Raw genomic sequence first — 2,355 nt, forward strand, 5'->3', positions numbered from 1 at the left:
GCCACCTGGTGGAGATCGTGACGCCGGACGTGAAGATCGCCGACGACACCGGCGGCACCACGTTCCCGATCATGTACCGCCAGCTCTACGCGCAGGGCGTGATCCTCACGCCCAACTACTGGCTCGATCGCGTCTACCGCGAGGGCGACAAGCTCATTGCCGTGCTGCGCAACGAGTACACCGACGTGCAGGAGGAGCGCGCGGTGGACCAGGTCGTGATCGAGAACGGCATCCGCCCCAACGAGCAGCTCTACTGGCAGCTCAAGGAGCGCTCGCTCAACCGCGGCCAGACCGACATCGACGCGCTCTATGCCGCGCAGCCCCAGCCGGTGCTCTCGCAGCCGCTGGGCAGCGGCCAGTTCGCGCTGTTCCGCATCGGTGACGGCGTGTCGATGCACAACATCCACGGCGCCATCTACGACGCGCTGCGCCTGTGCAAGGACTTCTGAGCATGGACACCCTGACGTCTGCCTTCGTGTGGCGGGACCTCGTCACCGCCGTGTTCTGGCTGGCCGTGACGGCGCTGGCCATCGGCACCGCGCGGCGCGCGGCGCTGTGGCGCACGGGCCGCAGCGCGCGCGTGGCCTGGAGCGGGCTCCTGGCCATCCCCAAGCGCTACTTCGTGGACCTGCACCACGTGGTGGCGCGCGAGCCCGCGGTGGCGCGCGCGCACGTGGCCGTGGCCGGCGGGGCGCTGGCGTGCCTGGCGCTGGTGGCGATCAACGACGGCCTGCGGCTGCGCCTGGCGGTGCTGGACATCGCGCTGGTGGCCTGCGCGGCGGTGATGCTCGCCGGCGGGATCATGATGGCGCGGCGCCGGCGCCAGCCGACGGTGGCCGCGCGCGTGTCGCACGGGCCCTGGGACCGGCTGCCCTGGACGCTGAGTGCCGGCGCGGTGGGCGCGGCGGCGCTGGCCATCGGCGCGCTGTGGCACGACCAGATCGCGCCCTGGTGGGCGGCGCTGTGCGTGCTGGCGCTGGGCGTGGGTGCGGCGGAGCTGGCGCTGGGCGTGGGCCTGGCCGGGCCGATGAAGCATGCCGTGGCCGGCCTGCTGCACCTGGGGCTGCACCCGCGCCCCGAGCGCTTCGGCGAGCAGCCCGTGGGCCCCACGGCGCAGCGCGAGGCCACGGCGCTCAAGCCGCTGCAGCTGCTCCAGGACGAGCCCGGCGTGACCAAGCCGGCGGACCTGCCCTGGAACCGGCTGCTGTCCTTCGACGCCTGCGTGCAGTGCGGCAAGTGCGAGGCGGCCTGCCCGGCCTACGCCGCGGGCCAGCCCCTGAACCCCAAGAAGCTCATCCAGGACCTCGTCACTGGCATGGCCGGCGGCAGCGACGCGCGCTACCACGGCAACCCGTATCCGGGCAAGGACGTGGGCCGGCACGCCGGCGCGCCGGACCAGGCCGTGGTGCCGGGCCTGATCGACGCCGAGACGCTGTGGAGCTGCACCACCTGCCGCGCCTGCGTGCAGGCCTGCCCGATGCTCATCGAGCACGTGGACCTGGTGGTGGACCTGCGCCGCAGCCTCACGCTGGTGGGCGGCACGGTGCCCAACAAGGGGTCCGAAGTGCTGTCCGCGCTGCGCGAGACCGACACGCAGGGGCGCCATCCGCTGTCGGCGCGCTACCACTGGGCCGCCGACCTGGGCCTGCCGGTGCTGGAGCCAGGCCAGTCCGCCGAGTGGCTGCTGCTCGCGGGCGAGGCGGGCTTCGACATGCGCGGGCAGAAGACGCTGCGCGCGCTGGTGCAGTCCCTGAAGGCCGGCGGCATCACGCCGGCGGTGCTGGGCGCGGCCGAGACCGACTGCGGCGACGTGGCGCGGCGCCTGGGCGACGAGGCCGGCTACCAGCGCCTGGCGCGCCAGCTCATCGCCACGCTGGCGGCGCACCCGGCTGTGAACCTGGTGACGGCCGACCCGCACCTGCTGCACGCGCTGCGCAACGAGTACCCGGTGCTCGACGCGGCCTGGGCCCAGCGCCTGGCGCAGGGCCGCACCAAGGTGTGGCACCACACCGAGCTGCTGGCCGACCTGCTCGAGCGCCAGGTGCTCAAGCCCAGGGCCCAGGCCGGCGAGGCGCCCAGCGTCACGCTGCACGACCCGTGCTACCTGGGCCGCTACAACGGCCAGGTGCAGGCGCCGCGCCGCGCGCTCAAGGCCATCGGCATCAAGGTGGTGGAGATGGAGCGCCACGGCATGGCCGCGCGCTGCTGCGGCGGCGGCGGCGGCGCGCCCACCACCGACATCCCGGGCCAGCGCCGCATTCCCGACATCCGCATGGACGACGCCCGCGCCACGGGTGCCGAGGTGGTGGCCGTGGCCTGCCCGCAGTGCACCGCCATGCTCGAAGGCGTGGTCGG

At 74.1% G+C, this 2,355-nt stretch carries 1 protein-coding gene and 1 pseudogene; both read left to right on the plus strand.

Features of this window, described 5'->3' with window-relative positions; genetic code table 11:
- Positions 1 to 449 (plus strand): annotated as a pseudogene (locus HHL10_RS30005) (N-methylproline demethylase); the annotation flags it as partial.
- Positions 450 to 451: 2 nt separating this feature from the next.
- A partial coding sequence (locus HHL10_RS30010) for a (Fe-S)-binding protein (protein ID WP_169164089.1) occupies positions 452 to 2,355 on the plus strand: 1,904 nt, incomplete at its 3' end.

The sequence above is a fragment of the Azohydromonas caseinilytica genome (genome assembly GCF_012927045.1).
Classification (GTDB): domain Bacteria; phylum Pseudomonadota; class Gammaproteobacteria; order Burkholderiales; family Burkholderiaceae_C; genus Azohydromonas; species Azohydromonas caseinilytica.